Below are 17,644 nucleotides of genomic sequence, written 5' to 3' on the forward strand. Positions count from 1 at the left end.
CGCCGTCACCCTTGCGGTGTCACCCGGAGTACCTGGTCGGTGTCACCGTTGTCGGTGGTGACGAGCAGCGAGCCGTCGGGAGTGGGGGTGACCGAGCGGAGCCGACCGTACTGATCCTGCAGTCCGAACGTCTGAGCCGTCACCGACTGGCCGTCGGCGGCCAGGCGAAGGAAAATCAGCTGTTTCGTCTTGAGCCCGCCCATGACGAATGCGCCGTTCCACGGCCCCCAACCCGAACCGGAGACGAATGCGCCACTCCCCGTAGCCAGCGTCGTGCTGCCCGAACTCCACACCGCGGCAATCGCACCCGGTACCCGGACCGGGTCGGTCATCGGTACGGATTCGTCGTAGATGCCGGGGATACGATCCGGCTTGTATCCGTAATTGCCACCGGCGACGAGCAAGTTGACCTCGTCGTCCCGAGTGGTGCCCTGGTCGACGGCGTAGACGCGGCCCGTGCCGGGTTGCTGCGCGAGACCTTGGGCATTGCGATGACCGAGTGTGTAGACGGGGCTGGCGGCATTCGGATTTCCCGCGGCCGGTGTCCCGTCCGGGTTGATGTGAAGAGTTTTACCGCCTAACGAGTTCGGGTCCTGAGGCACGCCCGGTGCTGCGGTATCTCCCGTGCCCACGAAAAGGGTGCCGTCGGCGGCAGTCAGAATTCGGCATCCCCCATGGCGCCCGTCCTGGACGGGTATACCGGTGAGCACCGCGGCGCCGCGGGTCAACTCCGTCCAGGCCGAGTCGACGGTCCACGATTGGATCCGGATGTCGGTGACGCCGCCACCCTGGAATCCCTGGCAGGTGTACAGCCTGCGGGACTGCGCGAAATCCGCAGCCAGCGCGATCCCCATCAATCCCGTTTCACTCTGCACGTACAGGTCGGCGAGGTCCGCGGCGACCGGACCGGTCGATCCGTCGGCGCGACGGACGAAGAAACCACCCGACCGCTGGCCTGTGAGCACGGCACCGTCCGGGGCCTGCACCGCATCCCAGGGATGATCGAGTCCCTCGAGGAGCGGGGTAACGGTCAGGTCCGGGAGGGTGTCTTCCGTCGGAATTTCAGGGTCACCGCTGCCGGACCCGAGGCTGCCAGTGTCGAATGGGAACGGCGACGGTTGCGCCGTAGCCTGCGCTGTCGGAAGACCGAGAACGGCTGTGGTAGCGAGAGCGAGGGCGGCGAGCTTGGACTGACGCACGGATACTCCTCGGGTCGACTGCGGTATGCCGGTCACTATAGGCGGGCAGAGACCCGAAGTGATCTTGTCGGTCAGGACCGTGTTGCGCACACAAGGGCGAAGCGGTCGTCCGGGTCGCTCCACGTGCGTTCGACCTCGAAACCGGCCGCGGCCAGCTCCCCCGCGATTCCGGGGAGCGTGAACTTCGCGGAAATCTCCGTGCGCATCTGCTCGCCGCGAGCGAACTCGACGTCCAGGTCGAGTGCCGCAACCCGGACGGACAGGGTGCGCTGAGCTTCGAGCCTCATCTCGATCCACTCGTTATCGGCGTCCCACAGCGCGATGTGCCGAAACGCGTCCAAGGGGAAGTCTGCGTCGAGCTGACCGTTCAGTACCCGCAGCACATTCAGGTTGAACTGCGCCGTCACACCGGCGGCGTCGTCGTACGCCGGGACCAGGACGGCGGGGTCGGTGACAAGTCCGACTCCGAGGAGCAGATGTTCCCCTGGCTCGAGCACGTCGGCGATTCCGGCGAGAAACTCGGCCCGCTCGCCCGGGACCATGTTGCCGAGTGTGCCCCCGAGAAAGGCGATCATGCGGCGACCGCCCCGCGGAAGGTGATGCAGCGACTCGGTGAAGTCGCTGACCACGCCGTGGACGGTAAGGCGGGGGAACTCGGCCCCGATCTGCTCGGCGGCGCCCTGCAGCGCCGACACCGAGACATCCTGCGGCACATACGTATGGAGGGTTCCGTGTCGGGTTCCCGCTTCGAGTAGCAACCGCGTCTTCTCGGAGGAGCCGGAACCGAGCTCCACCAGGATTTCCGGTGCCGCCACCTCGGCGATCTCCCCCGACCGTTGCCGGAGCAGTTCTCGCTCGGTGCGCGTCGGGAAGTACTCCGGCAACGCGGTGATCTGTTCGAACAGCTCGCTCCCACGCGCGTCGTAGAACCACTTGGGCGGCAGCCACTTCGGATTCGACGTCAGCCCCACGGTCGCATCCTTGCGGAGTGCGTCCTTCAGCTGGTCCGGTTCCAGATACACCTCGAGGGTCGGTGCGGTGGTCATCAGGCTCCCATCTCGAGCGGCGTGATTATCAGATGTCCTGGGCGGGCGTACACGATGTGCCGGTCCGGTACCGACTGCCACCCGGGATCGTCGTCGAAGGGTTCGGACATGACGATTGCCCTGTCGTCGTCGACGAGCACGGACAGTGAGTGATCCCAGGTGGTGGCCCACAGCTCGCGGCCGTCACCGAGCAGAAAATTCAGGCGCGACTTCGGTGCGGCCGCGTCGACGGCACGAACCAGCGTGGTGAGCGCCTTCTCCGGCCCCTGCTCCGCGAGCGCTCGTTGCAGCAGTAACCACAGCGCAGCCGAATCGGTCGGCGCCTCGAGTTGCAGAAGGTCAGTCACCGGAAGCTGCTCGGCGAGCGGTCCGAGTGTCTCGGGCCACCCCTTCACGAGACCGTTGTGGCTGAACGCCCACGTCCGATCGGTGAACGGCGCGCAGGCCGTGGCCTGCACGGGCATACCCACCGTTGCCGACCTGGTCGCGGCCACCACTGCGCCGGACCGTATCTGGGGCAACGTCTCCCGCAGTACCGGATCGGACCACAGCGGCTGCTGGCTGCGGTAGCGGGAGAAGGCGTCCTGTCCCCACCACCCGACACCGAATCCGTCCGCGTTGATCGTTCCGCCGTGGCGCATGTCCCGCGGCGCCCATGACTGGCGCAGCAGCGAGTTCTCACCCCAGCCGATCAGCTCGCCGACGGATACATCCGGTCCCAGATATCCCAGGTGGCGGCACATATCAGCGTTCGTCTCCCGAAATGTCGCGTGCACACCGGAAACCCGAGAAGATCTGCCGTCGGATCGGGTGGTCCCAGTTCCGGAACGTGCCGCGGCATGCCACAGGATCGGTACCAAACGATCCACCTCGCAGTACCCGGTAATCCCCGCCGTAGAACACCTCCGAGTATTCGCGGTACGGGAACGCCGTGAATCCGGGATACGGCTCGAAGGGTGAGGACGTCCATTCCCAGACGTCACCGACGAGTTGGTGGACACCGAGGGGCGACGCCCCCGACGGGTACGCTCCCACCACAGCCGGTCCGAGGAATCGCTGTCCGAGATTGGCCGACGAGTCGTCCGGATCGCTGTCACCCCACGGAAACCGGCGGGAGCGTCCTGTGGTGGGATCCCATCGAGCAGCTTTTTCCCACTCGGCCTCGGTGGGCAGTCGTTTGCCGTCCCACCGCGCGAATGCCTCGGCTTCGAAGAAGCAGACGTGCACCACCGGTTCCTGCGGGTGAAGTGGTTCGGGCACCCCGAACACCCGGCGCCACCAAGCGCCCCGGCCGTCGCTCTCCCAGAACTGCGGCGCTTCGAGTGCCGCCTCACAGCGGTGCGCCCACCCTCGCTCACTCCATAGTTCGGGTCGACAGTACCCGCCGTCGTCCATGAACTCGAGGTAACGACCGTTGGTGACGGGAACGGCGTCGATTTCGAAGGACGGCACGTACACCGAGTGTGCCGGGCGCTCGTTGTCCAACGCCCAGGGGTCGTCCGACGCGCCCATCGTGAATGTTCCAGCTGGGATGATGATTTCCTTCTCGGTCACCGGCACCCCGACACGCGGCGCGGGCTCCGCAGTGAGAACCGGCGCTCCGGAACGCAGTTGATGGGTGGCGAGCATCGTCTCGGCGTGTTGCTGCTCGTGTTGGGCGATCATGCCGAAGGCGAATCCGTGTTCCTCGAGCGGCCTGCCGCGAAAGGTGCTGCTGTCGAGGACGTCCCACGCCTTGTCGCGGACTGCACGGACGTAGTGCCGCGCTTCGGCCGGATTCAGCAGTGGCAACGACGGACGGGAACGCCGAGAATGCTTGAACGCGTCGTACAACTCGTCGATGTCACTACGGACCGGTTCACGGCCTCCGACATCGCGCACGAGCCATAATTCCTCTTGATTACCGATGTGGGCGAGGTCCCAGACCAGTGGGCTCATCAGCGGCGAATGCTGCGCGACGAGGTCGGAGTCGTCCAGGCAGTCCGTCAGTCCGGCGGTTCGCCGGCGTGCACGGGTGAGCACGGCCTCGACCTTCTCGCGGGTTCCCATCAGCTCTCCTCGCCCGGAGCGTGGCCCCGGCAACATCGTTCGGCGGCGGCATCGAGAAGTCGGACGAACTCCGGGTCCGGCGAATACGACGCCGCCAGCGACAACAGAGCCGTTGCCGCTGCGCGCAATTCGAGGTCGGCCAAGCCGAACTCGGCGGCATCACGCCAGCGCTCCGACGTCGGAAGAGCGGCGGCAAGCGCCTCGGCCATGACACCCGGACCCGAGAGCAACGCGTCGATTGCCGCCACCGGCACCCGCCACAGATTTCCTGGCTGCGCGTCGAGGTAGCGCACCTCGAGGTAACCGGCGGCCCGGACAGGAGGGAACAAGGTGGTGAGGTGGTAGTCGAGATCCGCGGAAGTCGGGGAGCGTCCGATCACGTCGTCCAGGGCCCCGTCCACCCAGTCGCCGAATGTCGCCTCCGGCGGCGCCGTCCAGTCGGTGCCGTCGCCCCGGACACACAGCAGCGGTACATCCAGCACCCAGCGGGCGTAGTCACCGCTATTCCGTGTTCCGGCGGTTCGAGGCGAATCGAGTTCGAGCCACGTTCGCATCCGCTGCGACGCCCACTGCCCGTCCGGCACCCCGTACAACCGAGGGGAGCACGCGAAGGCCGCGATCAGTGCAGGCCCGATTGCGTGCAGCAGCCGCCAACGCTGCTCCACGGCCGCTGGGTCCGCGCCTGCGTCGACGCTGACCTGCGTGGCAGCGGTATTGCACATCATGAGCTTCCCGTAAGGGCCGATCTCCCGAAAGCGCGACTCCATCGCGCAGTAGCGCGGCGATTGAAGGAGCCGGTGGGCAGGACGGCGCGTGTCCGCCGCCTCGGACGACATGAAAATTGCCCGGGTAGAGAGCAGATCGGCGAGAACGGCGTAGTCCGCGGAGAGGTAGTCACACAGTTCGCGAGCGGAGCGGCAGGGAGCGCTGGACAGTTCGATCTGTCCGCCCGGTTCGACAGTGACGGCGCTGCCGCCGGGCAGGGGCTCGGCTGGTGACGAAGGGTCGATGGTTCGTGGAGTGTGCGGCCCGAGGGCGTCCGCAAGAGCTGCCAGATCGGGACGCACGAATTCGGGCACCTGCGCGGTGAGCCACTCCAACTCCGCGCCGATCAGCTGCGGGGGACCCAATTTGAAGCAGACGCCGCCTATGTAGGCCTCCGCGGCAGGTCGCGACGTGACACCGACTCCCTCGACGGACTGGATCGCAGTACCCATTCCACCCTCCCTTTCGGGCGCCGCCTGAACGTCGTTATCGACGATAGAGCGCCGGGCCCACCTATGCACGTGCGAACGGCAATACTTTTCGTCAGTCCGCCGCGGTACGTTCGACACCATTCGCATTGAACAGGAGGTATCCGACATGCTCGACCTCGAGCGCGCGCGAAGGGACACCCCCGGCTGCCTCGACAAGGTGTTTCTGGACAGCGCCGGGTCTTCGCTTCCGCCCACCCCGGTACTCGACGCGGTCTTTGCTCATCTGCGCCGCGAGGCCGACGTCGGCGGATACGTCGCGGCCGCGGAACGCGCTGGTGACCTCGCCTCGGTGAAGACCTCCATCGGCCGGTTGATCGGCGCGGGCGCCGACACCATCGCACTCGTCGACAGCGCCACCACCGCATGGAACGACTTCTTCCAGGCCGTCCCGTTGAAGCCGGGTGACCGGGTCCTTCTCTCCGAAGTCGAGTACGCCAGCAACGCGATCGCCGTCCTCCAACGGGCACGGTCCACGGGCGCCACCGTCGACGTGATTCCGAGTGACCCGTCCGGTCAGATCGACCTCGTCGCCCTCGAAAAGCTTCTCGACGACCGGGTCCGTCTCGTGTCCTTGGTGCACGTGCCCACCAACGGCGGGTTGGTCAACCCGGTCCGCGAGGTGGTCGACCTGGCACACGCCCAGGGAGCTCTCGTGCTTCTCGATGCGTGCCAGTCCGTAGGACAGATCGCACTGGACGTGGCCGAGCTCGGCGTCGACGCGTTGTCCGCGACCGGCCGCAAGTGGTTGCGCGGACCTCGAGGCACCGGGTTCCTGTACATCGCCGATGAACTGACCACGACCCTCGAGCCGGCGGCACTCGACCTGCACAGTGCCGAATGGACCGGGGCCGAGGACTACCGGATGGCCTCAGACGCGAGTCGGTTCGAGTTCTGGGAATGCGACGTCGCGGCCCGGCTGGGCCTGGGCGCGGCAGTGGACTATCTCCTCGACCTCGGTATCGACCAGGTCGAGGCGGCTGTGGTCGACGGCGCCGAGTACCTGCGTTCGGGGCTGTCCGACATCGACGGCGTCACGGTGCGCGACCTCGGGACCCGCCGCTGCGGAATCGTGTCGTTCACCGTCGACGGTCTCGATCCGCGGGATGTGCGTGCGCAATTGGCGACTCGCCGGGTGACCGTCACCGCCAGCCTGCGCGGATCGACCTTGCTCGACATGAGCGCTCGCGATCTGGACGCCGTCGTGCGCGCCTCCCCACACTATTTCTGTTCCCCGGACGATCTCGATCGGACACTCGCGGAAGTGGCAGCGCTGGCGAAGTAGAAGTAGTGGTTCCGGCTGGGGCTGCGACGTAATCTGGGAGCACCGACAAGCCAGGACGCGAGAAAAATGACGAATCCGGCATCGACGGCGTTGCCCCGCTTCGCCGCAGAGAAGGTCGTGCAGCTGCAGACCCGCAAGCGGGATGGGACCTGGGTAGACACTCCGGTCAATCTGGTGGTGGACGGCGAACGTGCCGTCTTCCGCACTCCGGGCAAGGCGTCGAAGAACAAACGGCTCCGCAACTTCCCCGAAGTCCGGATCCGCCCCTGTACCTGGGCAGGCAAACCGACCGGGCCACCGGCCCGGGCAACGGCTCGTCTGCTCAGCGGCGAGGAGTCCCGCGCCGCCGGCGTGCTCATCGACAAGCGGTACCCGGTTCTGCAACGAGTTTTCGTCCACCTCGCCCACCGGCTGATGCGGACGGAGACGCTTCATTACGAGCTGACCGATGTGCGTGATCTGGAGTTATAGGCACAGCGTGAAAATCGCCTCCCACTCAGCGAGACGACAGGTCGACTCCCGGCTATAACAGGTTACAGTTCGGATAGCCGTGCATCGTCACATCCGAGCGCCCGAGAGGACCACCCATGGCCGAACCGACTCCGATCCGCCCGCGACCCGTTTCCGAGATCGCCGCGTGGGACTACGAGGCCGACGTCGTCGTCGCGGGGTACGGGATCGCCGGTGTGTCCGCGTCGATCGAGGCGGCACGGGCCGGCGCCGAGGTACTGGTCCTCGAGCGCACCAGCGGCTGGGGTGGCGCAGCCTCACTGGCGGGGGGCTTCATCTACCTCGGTGGCGGTACACCCCTTCAGAAAGCCTGTGGCTTCGAGGACTCGCCCGAGAACATGAAGAAATTCATGATGGCAGCCCTCGGCCCCGGCGCCGACGAGGAGAAGATCGCCGACTACTGCGACGGCAGCGTCGAGCACTACAACTGGCTCGTCGAGTGCGGCGTGCCGTTCAAGGCGAGCTTCTGGGGAGAGCCGGGCTGGGAACCGCCGTTCGACGACGGCCTCATGTACTCGGGTGGTGAGAACGCGGCACCGTTCAACGAAATCGCCACACCTGCACCCCGCGGACACGTTCCGCAGATGGACGGCAAGCGCACCGGCGAGAAGGGTGGTGGCTACATGCTGATGAAGCCACTCGTGGAGGCCGCCGAAAAGCTGGGTGTGCGAGCCGAATATGACATGCGCGTGCAGACTCTGATCACGGACGACACCGGTCGGGTCGTCGGGATCATCGCCAAGCAGTACGGCAAAGAGGTCGCCGTCCGGGCCCGACGCGGCGTGGTCCTCGCCACCGGGAGCTTCGCCTACAACGACAAGATGATTCAGGCCTACGCTCCCCGCCTCATCGGCCGGCCCGGGGCCGCCATCGAGGAACACGACGGCCGGTCGATCCTGATGGCCCAGGCTCTCGGCGCCGACCTGGCCCACATGGACGCCACCGAAGTGGCGTTCGTGTGCGATCCCCAGTTGATAGTGCGAGGCATTCTGGTGAACGGTCGCGGACAGCGGTACGTCCCGGAAGACACCTATTCGGGGCGCATCGGTCAGATGACGTTGTTCCACCAGGACAATCAGGCGTTCCTCGTCATCGACGAAGCGGCCTACGACGAAGGTGTTGCCGCCACCACCGCCACCCCCTTTCTGCGCGTACAACCCAAGTGGGTCGCCGAGACCGTCGAGGAACTCGAGTCGGACATGGGGCTGGCGGAGGGTGCGCTCCGATCGACCGTCGAGGTCTACAACAAGCACGCCGCCGACGGCGTCGATCCCTTGCTGCACAAGAAGTCCGAGTGGGTGAAGCCGATCGGCTCCCCCGTCGCCGCACTCGACCTGCGCGGGTTTACGCTGGGCTTCACTCTGGGCGGGCTGCGGACCACCCTCGACTCCGAGGTACTACACGTCTCCGGGGAGCCTATTCCCGGACTCTTCGCAGCGGGCCGCTGCACGTCGGGTGTGTGCGCGGGCGGATACGCCAGCGGGACCTCGCTCGGCGACGGCAGCTTCTACGGTCGCCGGGCGGGCGTGGCCGCCGCGAAGCAGAGCTAGTCGAGCACCCGCACGCTCACGCCGTCCGCGAAACGGTAGGGCTGCGTGCTCAGCACCGCGCCGAGAGTCTTGCGCAGACGCGAGACCTCGGCGCGGACGGCCACCACGTGCTCTCGGTCGCCGAACAGCGCCTCGCTGAGGGAAGCAGCATCGACACCGCCCGTTCCCGCCACCGCCAACACCCGGAGTATCTGCGCATGCCGCGGCGAGAGGGCTTGCGTCCAGTTCGCATCTCCGCACACCGTCACCCGCGGTGACGCGCCGAGGTCGAGTTCCACCTGCAGTCCCGCGCCGTCGACCCGGCGACGCACCAGCCACCCGTCGCCCAGCGGTTCGGGCACGCAGATCCCGAGCCCGGGGACGAGGAGCGGTTTGCCCTGACTCGGCGTAGCCAGCCGCTCGGGTGCAGCGATCCCGGTCGCGCCCGCCACCCAGCCGTGCTGATCGACTACCAGAGCCGGACCACCTGCCGAAGCCAGCAACGGGGCAGCCCGTCCGCGCAACTTCTCGAGTTGCGCGGTGTGCTCACGCCACAGGGTAGCCTCGGCGAGGCGAACCGCGGTGCGCACGAGTGCGACCGTGGTCGGATGAACCGACATCGCCGATCCGCTGATGTCCACCACGCCGAGAATGTCCCCCGTGCGCGGATCGTGGACCGGCGACCCGGTGCACGACCACCCGTGATGCGACGGCGCATAGTGCTCCGCCGAAAAGAGTTGTACCGCCGCATCTTCGACGAGAGCCGTACCGATGGCGTTGGTGCCCACCGCCTGCTCCGCCCAGCGCGCGCCCTCCGTGAACCCGAGCGCATCAGCGGCTTTGCGCACTCCGCGTGATCCCTCGCGCCACAGCAGCACGCCGTCGGCATCGGCGATGACCACGATGAAGTTGGCGTCGTCGGCCACTTGCGTCAGCGTGTTACGCAGCTCGGGGAGAACCGACCTCAGCGCGGTGCGCGTCCGGCGCTCCTCGATCTCCGCGAAGTCGGCCGGTTCCACGTCGGCACAATGATCGGGGGTCACCCCACCTGCCTGCAGTCGCGACCACGAACGTGCCACCACGTCCCGCGGCATCACCGGCGGCTGTTGCCCGGACAGCACCGCGTCGTGCACCCTGCTCAGCAATCGGGCATGCCGTGACAGATCCACGCCGCTGGCCACCGCGGTCAACCGGTCGGCGCTCCGGGGTTCTGTGCTCACAATGCCGAGGCTACCCCCGGCCATGTGAGCCACACCACTAGTCCATCATCGGGCCGGCGGCAGGACTGTGCCCGACATCGTGAGGGCGTCATCGAAACGACGACCCGATTAGCAGGCCCGGCAGCCATCCGGTAGAGTTCCGTAAGTTGTCTCGGCGAGGGTGAACCGGCATGTTCGATACGCTGGATTACCGTGATCGACGCGGCTACGGCTCAGCTCGAGCGTTTCGCTCCTGGCCCGTGCGCCCGTTCGTCCCTCACCGACGACAAGACGCCAGCCAGTAACCACCGTGAGTTGTAGGAGCCGTTTCACCATGTCTGACGAAAACACCCTCGTAGCTGCCGTACGCACCGAGTTCGGCAAGGGCGCCGCCCGCCGCGCCCGCCGCGATGGTCAGGTTCCCGCTGTTCTGTACGGCCACGGTGAGGATCCCCGCCACCTGAACCTGCCGTCGCGCGACTTCGCCGCGATTCTGCGTGCGCACGGCACCAACGCCATCCTGAACCTCGACATCGACGGCACCCCCCAGGTCGCCCTCACCAAGTCGGTCGTGATCCACCCGATCCGCAACTACATCGAGCACGCCGACCTCCTCGTCATCAAGAAGGGCGAGAAGGTCACGGTCGAGGTCCCCGTCGTCGTCACCGGTGAGGCAGCGTCCGGCACCCTGGTCGCCCAGGACGCCGCCACCATCGCTCTGGAGGCCGACGCGCTGCACATCCCCGAGCAGATCGAGGTTTCGGTCGAGGGCCTCGAGGCCGGCACGCAGATCCTGGCCAACCAGCTCGAGCTGCCCAAGGGTTCGACCTTGCAGGCCGACCCCGAGCTGCTCATCGTCAACGTCGTGCCTGCCCCCACCGCAGCCGACCTCGAGGAAGAGACCGGCGAAGCAGCCGGCACCCCTGCCGAAGAGGGCGCCGAGAGCTGATCCTCTCGCAACCGCACTGAACTTTGCGGCGCGTCGTCCCGGACACTTCCGGGGTGACGCGCCGCTCTCGTGTGACGAGAACCTGCCATAGGGAAGGACCTGCCGGTGAGTGAAGACACCGCTCTGGTGGTCGGCCTGGGAAATCCGGGACCGCAGTACGAGAAGACCCGGCACAACATCGGCTTCATGGTGGCCGGTGTGCTGGCCGGTCGCATGGGAGCAAAGTTCAGCGCACACAAGAAGAGTGGCGCCGACATCATTCAAGGGCGGCTCGAGGGGCGCCCGACGATCCTGGCGAAACCGCGCTCGTACATGAACCTGTCGGGAGGCGCCGTAGCCGGGTTGGCGCGATTCTTCTCCGTCGACCCCGACAACATCGTGGTGATCCACGACGAGCTCGACCTCGACTTCGGGACCGTCCGTTTCAAGCAGGGCGGCGGCGAGGGCGGTCACAACGGTTTGCGGTCCATCTCCAGTTCACTGGGCACCAAGGATTACCTCCGCACCCGCATCGGGATCGGACGACCGCCCGGACGGATGGACCCCGCGTCGTATGTGCTCAAGCCCTTCTCCTCGGTGGAACGCAAGGAACTCGACATTCTCTGCGAGGAAGCGGCGGACGCCGTCGAACTCCTGCTGAAGGTCGGCCTCGAGGCCGCGCAGAATCGCCTGCACTAGGCGCTCCGCGCCCGTGCGCCTTTCTGGTTGTTCCAGCTACCAGAAAGGCGCACGTGCGCCGAAGGCGCCTCAGTCGCGGACCAGCGACGCCGAGGTGGTCCGGCGCAACTTGCCGGACGACGTCTTGGGAATGCTGCCGGGTCCGAGAACCGCGACGGTACGCGGACGCACTCCCACCTCCGAGACCACCGCGTGCACGACCTCGTGTTCGATCCGCTTGACCTCGTCCGGGTCCTGATAGTTGTTGGTTTCGACCGCGACCGCGAAGCTTTCCCGCTTCTGGCCGGCGTCGAGTCGCACCGCGACCGCGTTGCCCGGGCGGACCCCGGACACGGTGCCGGCTGCCCGCTCGATGTCGGTGGGATAAATGTTGCGGCCACCCATGATGATCACGTCCTTGATGCGACCGCACACCACGACGAGACCGTCCTCGGTGAAGTAGCCGACGTCACCGGTGTTGAGCCAGCCGTCCGGATCCTGAGCCGGCTTGTGGCCCTCGAGAGTGACGTATCCGGGGGTCACGGCCTTGCCGCGGACCTCGATGATCCCGACTCCACGGGTGGGGAGCAGTTCCCCGTCGCCGTCGATGACCCGGCCTTCGAGGTTCGGAACCATCTTCCCGAGGGTGGCGAGGGGACGCGCATTCGGCTTGCTCGACGGGACAGCCCGGGACATCGCCTCGAGAATGTCCGGGTCGACGAAGTCGAGCACTTGACCTTGATCTGGGTCGGGAATCGACACCGCGAGGGTGGTCTCCGCCATCCCGTAGACGGGGGCGAGTGCGGACGGATTCAGTCCGAACCGGGCGCCGGCCTCGGCGAGCGCCGTCATGGTGTCGGGGTCGACCGGTTCGGCCCCGTTCCACATGTACCGCACACTGGACAGATCGACCGCACCGTCCTCGGCTTGCCGCAGCCGACGGGCCAGCAGCGAGTACGCGAAGTTGGGCGCCGCCGTGACCGTGCCCTTGTACTTGCCCATCAGCTGCGCCCACAACAGCGGGGTGCGGAGGAAGTCCATCGGGGTAATGCTGACGACCTCGGCACCGACCTGCATGGGCACACTGAGGAAGCCCACCATCCCCATGTCGTGGAACAGCGGCAACCAGCTGACCATCACGTCGTCGTCGAGCGAGAACTTGATGCGATCGATCATCGCGTAGGCGTTGGTGTAGAAGTTCTCGTGGGTGATCTGCACGGCTTTCGGCGACCCGGTGGAGCCGGAGGTGAGCTGCTGCAATGCAATGTCGTCCTCGAAGGTCTCGACCGGTTCGACCTCCGGACCTTCGTTCAGTTCGGCCACCGTCACCACTGTGATGCCGCGTTCCTCGAGTAGCGGCTTGGCCGCGTCGAATGGCGCACCGAGGATCACTGCCTTCGCATCGATCATCCTGATCACGGTTTCGGTGTCTTTGGCCCATACCGCCAGATCGGTCCGCGGGGTGGGCTGATGCAGCATCGTGACGGAGGCACCACGCATCCAGATTCCCTGACAGGACGGCGCGATGTCGACGGGCTGACCGGCCAGGATGCCGATGGCGTCGCCGTGGCCGATACCCGCCGCCGCGAGCGCACCCGCCATCCGCCGCGCTACCCGATGAATTTCGCCCCATGGCTGTCGCAACGGCGCATCCGGCTCACCGGTGACCAACCCGCGGTTGCTGGTGACAGCGGTGGCATACATCTCGTCGGTGAACTTGCTCAAGATTTCTCCTCGTGCAGATACGGGTGTCCGAACGCAGTAGACGTAACTCCGGAGCGCCCCGACGGCTCACGCTGATTAAATATCCGAACCCGAGCTGAGTGTTACGTCAGGTCAGTGTTACCTCCCGCCGGATGTGCTGTAAATCCCTCCACGGCCCCCGGGTAACCTGGTATGCGGCCACCTGGCCTTTCCGCATCCAGTCCCCCGAGAGGTTCTTCGTTGACTACCCCGTCCGACTCGGCCGACATCATCCCAGCCGAGGCGGAGTCTGTCGCCACCACTGCCTCGTCGCAGGACAAGCTCGACAAGGGCGTCCGCGCGGAGGCTCAGCGCCGCCGGACCTTCGCTGTGATCTCCCACCCCGATGCCGGTAAGTCGACGTTGACCGAAGCTCTCGCCTTGCACGCGAAGGTGATCTCCGAGGCGGGCGCCGTGCACGGGAAGGCGGGGCGCAAGTCGACGGTGTCCGACTGGATGGAGATGGAGAAGGCCCGCGGTATCTCGGTCAGCTCCACGGCCCTCCAGTTCAACTACCGTTCCACCGAGGCGTCGCCGGACGACCTCACCGACAACGTCATCAACCTGGTCGACACTCCCGGTCACTCGGACTTCTCGGAGGACACTTACCGAGTCCTGACCGCTGTCGACGCCGCCGTCATGCTCATCGACGCCGCGAAGGGTCTCGAACCGCAGACGCTCAAGCTGTTCCAGGTATGTCGTCACCGTGGGATCCCCGTGATCACGGTCATCAACAAGTGGGACCGCCCGGGTCAGACGCCGCTGGAACTGCTCGACGAGATCCATGAGCGGATCGGCCTCACCCCGACTCCCCTGTACTGGCCCGTGGGCATCGCGGGTGACTTCCGAGGACTGTTGCGCCGCGGCGAGGACGGCGCCCCCCGCGAGTACATCCGGTTCACCCGCACCGCGGGCGGCGCCAAGATCGCCCCGGAAGAGGTGATGGACGCGGACGCCGCCCTCGCGAAGGAGGGCAGCGAGTGGGTCACCGCCGCGGAGGAGAGCGAGCTGCTCTCGGCCACCGGCCAGGACCACGATCAGGAATTGTTCCTCGGCGGTCAGACCTCGCCGGTGATCTTCGCGTCGGCGATGCTCAACTTCGGCGTGCGGCAGATCCTCGACACTCTGGTGGAGCTGGCGCCGCCGCCCCGCGCCCGTGAGGACGTCACCGGGACTCCCCGTGAGGTCACGGACCCGTTCAGTGCCGTCGTGTTCAAAGTGCAGGCCGGGATGGATACAGCCCACCGCGACCGCCTCGCGTTCATGCGGATCGTCTCCGGCGTCTTCGAGCGCGGCATGGTGGTCACCCACGCCCAGACGGGTAAGCCCTTCACCACCAAGTACGCGCAGACGGTGTTCGGTCGTGAACGGTCCACCGTCGAATCCGCCTACCCGGGTGACGTGGTGGGACTGGTCAACGCCACGGCCCTCGCCCCCGGGCACACTCTCTATTTCGAGAAGAAGGTGGAGTTCCCGCCGATCCCGTCGTTCGCTCCCGAGCACTTCTCCATCCTGCGGGCCGAGAGCGCCGGCAAGTACAAGCAGTTCCGCCGCGCGGTGGATCAGCTCGACTCCGAAGGTGTCGTGCAGATTCTGCGCAACGACCTTCGCGGCGACGCGTCACCCGTCATGGCGGCGGTCGGTCCCATGCAGTTCGAGGTGGTTGCGGCCCGGATGAAGGCCGAGTTCAACGTCGAGGCCCGGATGGAACCGCTTGCCTACGCGTTGGCCCGACGGACCGATCCGCAGTCCGTCGACGAGCTGAACCGTCAGCGCGGCGTCGAGGTGTTCACCCGATCCGACGGCGTTCTACTGGCGCTCGTGAGTGACAAGTGGCGACTGCAGTACATCCAGAAGGAGTTGCCCGACCTCACGCTCGAGCCGCTGGTGGCCGCCGCCGACTGAAGTCGGCCGCCCGCCGAATCCGCGGCGGAACCTCGGGTGCTGGTAGCTTTCACGTTCGTATCGAGCAAACTGGCGGGCTGGTGCGAGAACCCGTTTGTCTACGAGCAGGAAGCGACACGATGGAGAACGGCATTTCTAGCAATGGATCGGGCAGCAACGGCTCCAGGGGCAACGGCTCGACCGCCGAATCACCCTTCGCGGAACCGAGCAGCGGAACATTGACCGGCAACGGCGCGTCGACGCCCAGCTCCGCCGAGACGTTCACCTTCCCGCTGCCGACGCGCAGCTCCGGCTCCCACAGCACCGAGGAGGCAGCCGAGCCGGTTGACACCACCTCGTCCCTCGAGTCCCATGGACGGACCGTGAAGCGACGCAACGCGATGGGAGTGGCAGCCGTGCGGGTCGCGGGCCGTCTTGCACACACCGAACTCCTCGAGGACCACCTCGCGTCCGCGAGCAGCCACTCCGCCGACCCCACCGTGGACGCCGACGAACTGCTCGAGCTGCTCGGTGAGTACCTCGTGGCGGCCGGATTCGAACGGCCGGAGATTCACGCCCAGCTGAACGGCCAGTCGATCGTCGTGGACCTGCGCTCCCCCTCCACGACCCTTCGCTGATCGTCCCGCATCCGGCAGGCGCCTACGGCCACAGAATCGCGCGCGTCCACCCCTCGCCCGCGGGCTCTCTTCGGTAGTTCCAGCGCTGATGCCGGCGGCCGGGATCGGCCTGCCAGAATTCGACGCTGTCGGGCACTAGGCACCAGGCTCGCCACGTGCTCGACACGAAGTCGGGGTCGGCCTCGATGCTCGCGGCCGCCGCCGTGACCACCCGTTCGTATTCCGCGGGATCGGTGAGCACCTCGCTCTGGCGACTCGCAGTCGCGACGGCGCGGGCGGTCACCGACCGCTCCCGGAAGTCGCGGGCCGACATGTCCGGACCGCCGTCGACTACACTTCCGCGCACCCGGATCTGACGCCCCCGTTCCCGCCAGTAGAACGTCAGCGCAGCAACAGCGTTCGACGTCAGATCACGCCCCTTCGGCGAACGCGTGTCGCCGGAAAACCAGAAACCTCGCTCCGTGACGTCCTTGAGTAGCAGGAACCGAGCGTCGGGTCGACCCCCCGGGTCCACCGTCGACAACGCGGCGGCGTGCGGTTCTGGAACTCCGGCCGCCGCCGCCTCGGCGAGCCAGTCGAGAAAGAGGATGTGCGGCGCGTCCGGCAGCGATTCGACGGGCGGTGGTTCGGGAAGCGCTGGGTCGACGACGGTGAGCGCGGGCAAAGCCCGTATCCAGGCCCGGGTGTCCGGGAACGACGAAGGGTCCGGTGCGATCGGCATGTGCCGACAGTAGCGGGCCGGTGTGGACTACGGCCCGACAAGCATCCAGCGGTGCCCGAACGGATCGATGAGGGTGGCGTTGCGATGCCCATGCCCCTCGGAGATCCACCGCTCCACGGTCCCCCCGGCATCGCGGGCACTCAACAGGACGGCGTCGGGATCGTCGACTGCGAGCATCAAGCTGACCGATGTCGAACCTGCCTCCGGCGCAGTCAAACCCATTTCCGGGAACTCCTCGGCGAGGTAGATCATCCCGGTGGGGAGCTGTAACTCCACGTGGCCGATCCTGCCGTCGTCCAAGACGATCGGCTCCCCGACTACCTCCGCGCCGAACACCGCCGAATACCATTCGACAGCTTCGGTGCCTCTTCTCACCGTGAGGTACGGCACCGCACCGGGAACGGGCACTGCAGACGACATCGTCACCTCCCGCCTCGTCGTGGCAACCTCCGGTGCTCGGTCAGGCCGAGGCGGGGGGTTGCAACATCGCCCATTTGTTGGAAGTCAGCCGGAAACTCGGGAAGTCCGACAGGGCAGCCACCGATTCCCACGTGCGCTCGTAGCCGGTGGACGTGATCCGCCACGCCCCGTCCGGGCACCGGATGTAACTGTCGTGATAGTAGGCCGACCCCCGCAGCAACATGCCGTCCTCCGGGATGAGCGTGGTGTCTGCAAGAAACCACACGCCGACAGCCGTGTCACCGGTGACGGTGATCTCGGGCTGCCCGCACTGGTGCTCGGTGATCACATGAGTGCCCAACGTGTTCTCCAGAAAGGACACGAAGGAGTCACGGGAATCGAACGTCAGGTATTCGCTGTACGTGGCCTTGACTTCGGGAACCATGGTGTCGGCGAATTCTTCCCACGACTTGGTATCGAGTGCACGAGAGTAACGGTGCTTGAGCTGCTCGATCTGTTTGATTGCTTCGAGATCCATGACCCCCGCCTCCTGTGCAGCGACATGCATGCCCTGGACTGCAGA

General features: G+C 66.5%; 17 protein-coding genes. 7 read left to right on the forward strand and 10 right to left on the reverse strand.

Annotated elements, in window-relative coordinates; genetic code table 11:
* Positions 1-5: 5 nt before the first annotated feature.
* The 5 genes from CBI38_RS22665 to egtA form a co-directional block, all read right to left on the reverse strand.
* On the reverse strand, positions 6-1,199 hold the full coding sequence (locus CBI38_RS22665; protein WP_109335281.1) for a PQQ-dependent sugar dehydrogenase: 1,194 nt from the start codon (positions 1,197-1,199) through the stop codon (positions 6-8).
* A gap of 71 nt (positions 1,200-1,270) precedes the next feature.
* Entirely contained in the window at positions 1,271-2,245 is a 975-nt protein-coding gene (egtD, locus tag CBI38_RS22670) for an L-histidine N(alpha)-methyltransferase (protein WP_109332418.1), read from the reverse strand.
* Entirely contained in the window at positions 2,245-2,988 is a 744-nt protein-coding gene (gene egtC / locus CBI38_RS22675) for an ergothioneine biosynthesis protein EgtC (RefSeq protein WP_109332420.1), read from the reverse strand. Before egtC ends, egtD begins: the two co-directional genes overlap by 1 nt.
* Position 2,989: 1 nt before the next feature.
* Positions 2,990-4,294, reverse strand: coding sequence for an ergothioneine biosynthesis protein EgtB (gene egtB / locus CBI38_RS22680; protein WP_109332421.1), 1,305 nt, complete (start codon positions 4,292-4,294; stop codon positions 2,990-2,992).
* Positions 4,294-5,511, reverse strand: coding sequence for an ergothioneine biosynthesis glutamate--cysteine ligase EgtA (gene egtA, locus CBI38_RS22685; protein ID WP_109332422.1), 1,218 nt, complete (start codon positions 5,509-5,511; stop codon positions 4,294-4,296). Before egtA ends, egtB begins: the two co-directional genes overlap by 1 nt.
* A gap of 145 nt (positions 5,512-5,656) precedes the next feature.
* Between egtA and CBI38_RS22690 the strand changes: the two genes are divergently transcribed.
* The 3 genes from CBI38_RS22690 (at position 5,657) to CBI38_RS22700 (ending at position 8,892) form a co-directional block, all read left to right on the forward strand.
* Positions 5,657-6,832 carry an aminotransferase class V-fold PLP-dependent enzyme gene (locus CBI38_RS22690; protein ID WP_109332423.1) on the forward strand — a complete coding sequence of 392 codons (1,176 nt, stop codon included), beginning with the start codon at positions 5,657-5,659 and terminating at the stop codon, positions 6,830-6,832.
* 66 nt (positions 6,833-6,898) lie between these two features.
* Positions 6,899-7,303: a PPOX class F420-dependent oxidoreductase gene (locus CBI38_RS22695; RefSeq protein WP_109332424.1), complete on the forward strand. Its 405-nt coding sequence runs from the start codon at positions 6,899-6,901 to the stop codon at positions 7,301-7,303.
* Between the two features lie 116 nt (positions 7,304-7,419).
* Positions 7,420-8,892 (forward strand): FAD-dependent oxidoreductase, encoded by a 1,473-nt coding sequence (locus tag CBI38_RS22700; RefSeq protein WP_109332425.1) that lies wholly within the window; start codon positions 7,420-7,422, stop codon positions 8,890-8,892.
* Here the strand turns inward: CBI38_RS22700 and CBI38_RS22705 are convergent.
* Positions 8,889-10,115, reverse strand: coding sequence for a GAF domain-containing protein (locus CBI38_RS22705; protein WP_109332426.1), 1,227 nt, complete (start codon positions 10,113-10,115; stop codon positions 8,889-8,891). The genes CBI38_RS22700 and CBI38_RS22705 overlap by 4 nt on opposite strands.
* Before the next feature lie 289 nt (positions 10,116-10,404).
* On the opposite strand from CBI38_RS22705, the gene CBI38_RS22715 reads away from it, so the two are divergent.
* Together CBI38_RS22715 and pth are read left to right on the forward strand one after the other, a co-directional pair.
* Positions 10,405-11,019: a 50S ribosomal protein L25/general stress protein Ctc gene (locus CBI38_RS22715; RefSeq protein WP_109332428.1), complete on the forward strand. Its 615-nt coding sequence runs from the start codon at positions 10,405-10,407 to the stop codon at positions 11,017-11,019.
* Between the two features lie 105 nt (positions 11,020-11,124).
* On the forward strand, positions 11,125-11,697 hold the full coding sequence (pth, locus tag CBI38_RS22720) for an aminoacyl-tRNA hydrolase (protein WP_109332429.1): 573 nt from the start codon (positions 11,125-11,127) through the stop codon (positions 11,695-11,697).
* Positions 11,698-11,766: 69 nt separating this feature from the next.
* On the opposite strand, the gene CBI38_RS22725 is transcribed toward pth, so the two are convergent.
* Positions 11,767-13,401, reverse strand: a complete 1,635-nt coding sequence (locus CBI38_RS22725; RefSeq protein WP_109332430.1) for a fatty acyl-AMP ligase — start codon at positions 13,399-13,401, stop codon at positions 11,767-11,769.
* A gap of 219 nt (positions 13,402-13,620) precedes the next feature.
* Between CBI38_RS22725 and CBI38_RS22730 the strand changes: the two genes are divergently transcribed.
* The gene (locus tag CBI38_RS22730; RefSeq protein ID WP_109332431.1) at positions 13,621-15,324 is read left to right on the forward strand and encodes a peptide chain release factor 3; all 1,704 of its coding nucleotides are present in this window, start codon (positions 13,621-13,623) and stop codon (positions 15,322-15,324) included.
* A 119-nt stretch (positions 15,325-15,443) separates the two neighbouring features.
* A complete protein-coding gene (locus tag CBI38_RS22735; RefSeq protein ID WP_109332432.1) occupies positions 15,444-15,941 on the forward strand; it encodes a hypothetical protein in 498 nt (165 codons plus the stop codon).
* Positions 15,942-15,963: 22 nt separating this feature from the next.
* On the opposite strand, the gene CBI38_RS22740 is transcribed toward CBI38_RS22735, so the two are convergent.
* The 3 genes from CBI38_RS22740 to CBI38_RS22750 are packed head-to-tail and all read right to left on the reverse strand — an operon-like array spanning position 15,964 to position 17,599.
* Positions 15,964-16,662, reverse strand: a complete 699-nt coding sequence (locus tag CBI38_RS22740) for a pyridoxine/pyridoxamine 5'-phosphate oxidase (RefSeq protein ID WP_109332433.1) — start codon at positions 16,660-16,662, stop codon at positions 15,964-15,966.
* A 27-nt stretch (positions 16,663-16,689) separates the two neighbouring features.
* Positions 16,690-17,082: a VOC family protein gene (locus CBI38_RS22745; protein WP_109335282.1), complete on the reverse strand. Its 393-nt coding sequence runs from the start codon at positions 17,080-17,082 to the stop codon at positions 16,690-16,692.
* Between the two features lie 40 nt (positions 17,083-17,122).
* A complete protein-coding gene (locus CBI38_RS22750) occupies positions 17,123-17,599 on the reverse strand; it encodes a nuclear transport factor 2 family protein (protein WP_109332434.1) in 477 nt (158 codons plus the stop codon).
* Positions 17,600-17,644: the final 45 nt, after the last annotated feature.

The organism is Rhodococcus oxybenzonivorans (genome assembly GCF_003130705.1).
Lineage (GTDB): Bacteria > Actinomycetota > Actinomycetes > Mycobacteriales > Mycobacteriaceae > Rhodococcus_F > Rhodococcus_F oxybenzonivorans.

Excerpts from the sequence above, each read along its gene's own strand:
- egtD (WP_109332418.1), bottom strand. The coding sequence starts at position 2,245 with ATGACCACCGCACCGACCCTCGAGGTGTATCTGGAACCGGACCAGCTG.
- egtC (WP_109332420.1), bottom strand. The coding sequence starts at position 2,988 with ATGTGCCGCCACCTGGGATATCTGGGACCGGATGTATCCGTCGGCGAG.
- egtB (WP_109332421.1), bottom strand. The coding sequence starts at position 4,294 with ATGGGAACCCGCGAGAAGGTCGAGGCCGTGCTCACCCGTGCACGCCGG.
- egtA (WP_109332422.1), bottom strand. The coding sequence starts at position 5,511 with ATGGGTACTGCGATCCAGTCCGTCGAGGGAGTCGGTGTCACGTCGCGA.
- CBI38_RS22690 (WP_109332423.1), top strand. The coding sequence starts at position 5,657 with ATGCTCGACCTCGAGCGCGCGCGAAGGGACACCCCCGGCTGCCTCGAC.
- CBI38_RS22695 (WP_109332424.1), top strand. The coding sequence starts at position 6,899 with ATGACGAATCCGGCATCGACGGCGTTGCCCCGCTTCGCCGCAGAGAAG.
- CBI38_RS22700 (WP_109332425.1), top strand. The coding sequence starts at position 7,420 with ATGGCCGAACCGACTCCGATCCGCCCGCGACCCGTTTCCGAGATCGCC.
- CBI38_RS22705 (WP_109332426.1), bottom strand. The coding sequence starts at position 10,115 with ATGGCCGGGGGTAGCCTCGGCATTGTGAGCACAGAACCCCGGAGCGCC.
- CBI38_RS22715 (WP_109332428.1), top strand. The coding sequence starts at position 10,405 with ATGTCTGACGAAAACACCCTCGTAGCTGCCGTACGCACCGAGTTCGGC.
- CBI38_RS22735 (WP_109332432.1), top strand. The coding sequence starts at position 15,444 with ATGGAGAACGGCATTTCTAGCAATGGATCGGGCAGCAACGGCTCCAGG.
- CBI38_RS22740 (WP_109332433.1), bottom strand. The coding sequence starts at position 16,662 with ATGCCGATCGCACCGGACCCTTCGTCGTTCCCGGACACCCGGGCCTGG.
- CBI38_RS22745 (WP_109335282.1), bottom strand. The coding sequence starts at position 17,082 with ATGTCGTCTGCAGTGCCCGTTCCCGGTGCGGTGCCGTACCTCACGGTG.
- CBI38_RS22750 (WP_109332434.1), bottom strand. The coding sequence starts at position 17,599 with ATGGATCTCGAAGCAATCAAACAGATCGAGCAGCTCAAGCACCGTTAC.